Source organism: Mycobacterium sp. NGS49 (assembly GCF_059812565.1).
In genome coordinates, this window is the sequence record NZ_JCALCX010000076.1 from 1 (window position 1) to 4,809 (window position 4,809).

Here is a 4,809-nt window from a genome sequence, read left to right on the forward strand (position 1 = left end):
CCGTGCAGCCTGGGTCGGGGGCGCGCTGTGGTGGTGTGTGTCATGGACCGTCTCCCAACTGTTAGGTACTGAAGATATATTCACTTACGAACATTCAGTCAGTCAAGAGTTTATGAAGATTTCTTCATCGACTGGGGTAGGATGCTATCGAGGATCCCGTCAAGCGATAGGGGGCTGACCTGTGGCTGACCTGTACCACCCGCCTAACCGCCTGCGGCGACGTACGCAGCGCACCCGCGCCGCCCTCGTTGCCGCCGCCCAACACTTCATAGCTGCGGGAACGCTCAGCGTGTCGATTCAAGACATCAGTCGGGCGGCCGATGTTGGAGTCGGCTCGTTCTACATTCACTTCGACACAAGAGAAGAGCTCTTCGCAGCGGCAATGAACGAGATCCTCGATACTCACGGGGCGTTGCTCGACTCGCTGACGGCATCGATCGATGATCCGGCGGAAAGGTTCGCTTTCAGTTTCCGGCTGACTGGACGGATGTTCCGCCAGCCTGAAAGCCGCGTCTTCCTCAACTACGGTCTGGCTCTCATCTCCGCCGACCGAGGGCTAGCGCCACGTGCGTTGCGCGACATCGCTGTCGCGGCTGCCGCCGACCGTCTTGCGGTGGCAGACCCACATCTGGCGATGGTGGTCGCCGCCGGCATGCTGCTGGGCTTGGGCGAACTGCTACATGCGGAACCGGATCGGGACGCGGCCCAATCGACCGACCAGATCGCGGAAGATCTGCTCAAGATGTTCGGGATGGCAGCTGATGAGGCCCGCAGAATATGCTGCATGCCATTGGTTGTCGACGCACTGAACCAGCTACAGGCGGCGGTCCGGTTGCCGGCATCGCGAGCATTCGCCGAGTACCCGCAGCTTTAACGTGAATGCACAATTTGGTAATCGTTTCCCGCGCGCAGCGCAGAAGCTGTTCATCTTCTCTGCGCCGGCACCGGCGCGCTGTGCTGGATTCCCCTCTGCGCGTAACCGACCCGCGTATACAGTCTGACATCATCGTCGTTGATCAACGACCGCCGGCCTAGCCGCCAACTGACACCGATTAAACGAAGGCCGCTCCGATATTCGCCGGGGCGGCCTGCACCGGCCTATTGACAGACCGTGCCTACATCTCAGCTGCACTCCGCCGCAATGTCCTTGCTCGCAGCCGCAGCCGCAGCCGATCGGCCGCCACCAACTGGCGCACAAACTGCTCGGGAGCGTCTTGCTTCCTTGTCGGAAAGATCGTATTGAGCCTTCCCGCCAACGTTGTGGGCCGCAAGACCCTCACAGGCCGTGGATCACGGCTATCGGGTCAGGCCGGCTGGCCAAATGCTTCTGCGTGCCCTCCCTCCCATGCTGAAACGGACCGGGCCCGACCTTACGCAACGCCGTTGTTGTCCACCGCGGTCCGATGGCGGGCGTAACGCGCGGCTTTTCGGCTGCCAACTACGATCTGCAGCTGGTAGTAGACGACGAGTGGCAGCAGGGTTAGGCCGATTTGCGGTCCGGGAAACAAGACAAGCGCCAACGGCAATCCGGTAGCCATGCTCTTCTGTGTTCCGCAGAACACCAATACAATTCGCTCGTCGCGCGCTAGTTTGAGCGCCGCACCTATGCTCGTCGTCAAACCGAGCATCGCGGTCAATAACGCTGTGCAGCAAAGTAAAACCACGAACAGGGTCAAGACCGAGGAACGTGCCGGCTGTGCTTCGATGCCGGTAGTGAACGCTGCGTAGACGACGAGTGCGAGCGCTGTGCGTTCCAGGCAGGTGACCTGCTTGCCGTGGCGTTCAAGCCATGGCGCGAGCAGTGGTCGTACCAGTAAGCCGAGCAGGTATGGGAGCAGCAGTTGCAGCGCGATCTCAGCTGCGACCTTGCTGTCCAGTCGCGAATGAATGCTGTTGTGTATCAACAGGAACGCCAACATGGGCGTCAGGACCATTCCCAACACGTTCGACGCCGACGCGCCGATGACTGCGTCCCCTACACTGCCGCGCGCAATCGAGGTGAATGCGATCGAGGACAAAGTTGTCGAGGGAACCACAGCCAGAAAGACCAGGCCGACGCACACCGGACGTGACACCATCGGAGCAACGAGCAGTCGAATTGCCATGGCAAGGGCCGGGAACAGAACGAAAGTGCACGCCAGAATCGAGGCGTGTAGTCGCCATCGACTCAGGCCGTGGCGCGCGTTGCGCGGCGACATCCTCGATCCATAAAGGAGGAACAGGGCCGCGATTGCCGCCCGTGTCGTCGCGTTGACTGCGGTTTCGGCGGCGCCTCGCGCTGGCAGAAGCAGTGCCAGCACGATCGCCGCAACAACGACGATCAGCAGGCTGTCTGGAAGGAGGCGTCGCACTGGGCCAATTGGAGTCACATCGCTGCGTTCGGCGGCTGGCTGTTGGTGGCGGCAAGAAGTTGCGAGAACTCGGCAAAGCGAGTGCAATCACGCAATGCTCGCGAAGCGTAGGCTTCGGAGTCCTGGCCGGACGCCGCGGCCAGCGGGGGATCGTGTCTTATCAGGTCGGCCAGCGCCGTCGCGGCCTCCTCCGGCTGCTGCAGTGCGGGCGCGGCCGTGGTTACGTACTTGTATAAGTCGTCGACAAGCTGCGGCCGTGGGTCGCCACCTGGGGGAACGCGATCGCCCCACACCCGGCGCAGGTCGGTCATGATCGGTCCTGGTTGGAAACACGTCACCTTGACTCCGAACGGCGCCGCCTCAACGGCCAAGCTGTAGAACAGCGTTTCCAGCGCCGCCTTTGCTGCCAGGTAATAGCCCATCGCCACGGTCGGAAGGCCTGCGACGAAGCAAGATGACACCAACACCAGGTGTCCGTGACCTTGTTGTCGCAACAGGGGCATCGCCTCTTGAACGAGGCTCATGGTTCCCCAGACGTTGGTCTCGAAACTTGCTTTAGCCATGTCCAGCTCGACTTGCTCCACACCCCCGATGACGCCGTAGCCAGCGTTGTTGATGATGGCGTCGATGCGACCCTCGGTTGCGATGATCTCGGCCAACAGGGGGGCCATGGCCGGCCGGTCGAGAAGGTCGAGCGTTCGCACAACCACACGGCCCGGGCCCGCGCCGGCTGCGACATCGGCCGCGTCGCCAATCCTTCTTACCGTTGCGTACACCGTGTGCCCACGGGAGGCCAGTAAGCGACTGGTGGCGTATCCGACACCGCGCTCCGATGACGTGCCTGTGATGAGGACGACCCGATGGCCAGTCATCTAGTGCTTCCCCTCTTTCTCGTCCCTTGCCGTTCGAAGCCAACGGCGAAGCGCTGCCAGCATATCTGAGTATATCCTCAATTACGAATAATGCTTCAGTCAAGTTCTGGTTTCGCACCCGTATGACCGCGCAAATTTCCCCAACCGATTACCGAGCCCGCGGCTGACCGGTCGGGTGATCTCGCGCCTCTGACCGCTCTCACCGGGTCGACTTCCCGGTCGACTCCAATCCCGTTGTGAATGAATCGCTTTGGGACCGGCGGCGCACCCCAGGGCATGGAGCTTTCGGTCGGCACGATGAATGCGCCAGGGACAAAGCAAGGCCCCGAAGCCGCCGCGCACAAGGTCCAGAACAGCGGCCACCAGAACCTCGCCGATCCCGCAGAAACGTGGACATCAGCAGCTGCCCCGACGCGCCGTGCGAGCGTAGAACGACTCTTGAGCAGATATGTGGCCATGAGACGCTGTGCAAACCGACTCCCGCGCCAGTCGTAGCAAGTCTGAGGGAGATTTGCACGCCCGGGCTGTTCACCGTGACGGGCAGACTGTCGGCTGCAAAGTCGAGTACCAGGCAGAGTCAATCAGGGTGACGTTGCCCGACAGCTACCGGAGCGCGCGGCGCATCACCACGGCTTCCTGCGCTAGCAGCGTGATCTGCTTGCCCGCTGCGCCGGCACGGTGGACTCGTCGCGGGCCGAGGTACCGCCCTCGCCTATGGTTAGGCGCTCACACGACAGGCCCTCACTGCGGATTCGGGTGGTGCTGGGTGGCTACGAACCGCTGTCGCCGTCGAAACCAAATAGCTCCCCGCCGTTACCGCCGCTGCCAGGGCTGCCCGCGCTTGTCCCGGTGCCGCCGTTGCCGCCGTTGCCTCCGTTGCCGATCTGGGCGGCGTCGCCGCCATTGCCACCCGCACCGCCGGTACCGGCGGGGGCGGCGCTCGCGCCGCCGGCGCCGCCTGCGCCACCGTCACCGACCAGCCCGGACTTACCCCCGGCACCGCCGACTCCACCGATGGCACTGGTGAAGGTGCCGGCGGCACCGCCGGCACCGCCGGCACCACCATCACCCAGGAGTTTGCCGGCATCACCGCCTGTTCCCCCCGCCGCGCCGATGGAGCGGCCGAATCCGCCGGCGCCACCGGCACCGCCGGAACCGAACAGCGGTCCGCCGTCTCCGCCGGCACCGCCGACTCCGCCGGTGACAGCGCCCTGCCCGCCGGTACCCCCGGTCCCGCCGGAGGCACCGAGCGAGAGCATGCCGGCTTGGGCGCCAGCCCCACCGGCCCCGCCGACGATGCCGAATCCACCGGTACCCCCGGAGCCGCCGGCGCCCAGTAATCCGCTGGCGCCGCCGGCGCCGCCGGCGCCGCCGGTGCCCGAGGTGGATGCGCCCCCGGTACCGCCTGTTCCGCCGCCGGCGAACAGGCCGCCCGCCCCGCCGTCCCCGCCGGCTCCGGCGATAACGCTGCCCAGGCCGCCCCGCCCACCGGTCCCACCACTCGAGAAGAGTCCGCCGGCCCCGCCGTCCCCGCCGGCTCCGCCGGTTGGACCGTTGAGGACGCTGAATCCGCCAGCGCCGCCAGA

The 4,809-nt window shown here is 64.6% G+C and carries 3 protein-coding genes and 1 pseudogene; 1 reads left to right on the forward strand and 3 read right to left on the reverse strand.

All coding sequences use genetic code 11. The features are described from left to right. Positions 1-181 precede the first annotated feature (181 nt). Positions 182-874 carry a TetR/AcrR family transcriptional regulator gene (locus AC5Y7D_RS30640; protein WP_499929910.1) on the forward strand — a complete coding sequence of 231 codons (693 nt, stop codon included), beginning with the start codon at positions 182-184 and terminating at the stop codon, positions 872-874. Positions 875-1,370: 496 nt separating this feature from the next. Here AC5Y7D_RS30640 and AC5Y7D_RS30645 read toward each other — a convergent pair whose 3' ends face one another. The 3 genes and pseudogenes from AC5Y7D_RS30645 to AC5Y7D_RS30655 all read right to left on the reverse strand — a co-directional run. Continuing rightward, on the reverse strand, positions 1,371-2,351 hold the full coding sequence (locus tag AC5Y7D_RS30645; protein ID WP_499929911.1) for a bile acid:sodium symporter: 981 nt from the start codon (positions 2,349-2,351) through the stop codon (positions 1,371-1,373). 14 nt (positions 2,352-2,365) lie between these two features. Then, positions 2,366-3,223 (reverse strand): SDR family NAD(P)-dependent oxidoreductase, encoded by an 858-nt coding sequence (locus AC5Y7D_RS30650; protein WP_499929913.1) that lies wholly within the window; start codon positions 3,221-3,223, stop codon positions 2,366-2,368. Between the two features lie 770 nt (positions 3,224-3,993). Next, positions 3,994-4,809, reverse strand: a pseudogene (locus AC5Y7D_RS30655) (PE family protein); the annotation flags it as partial.

What these genes read in the sequence shown, in the direction of transcription:
- AC5Y7D_RS30650 (WP_499929913.1), bottom strand. Translation starts at nt 3,223, where the DNA reads ATGACTGGCCATCGGGTCGTCCTCATCACAGGCACGTCATCGGAGCGC.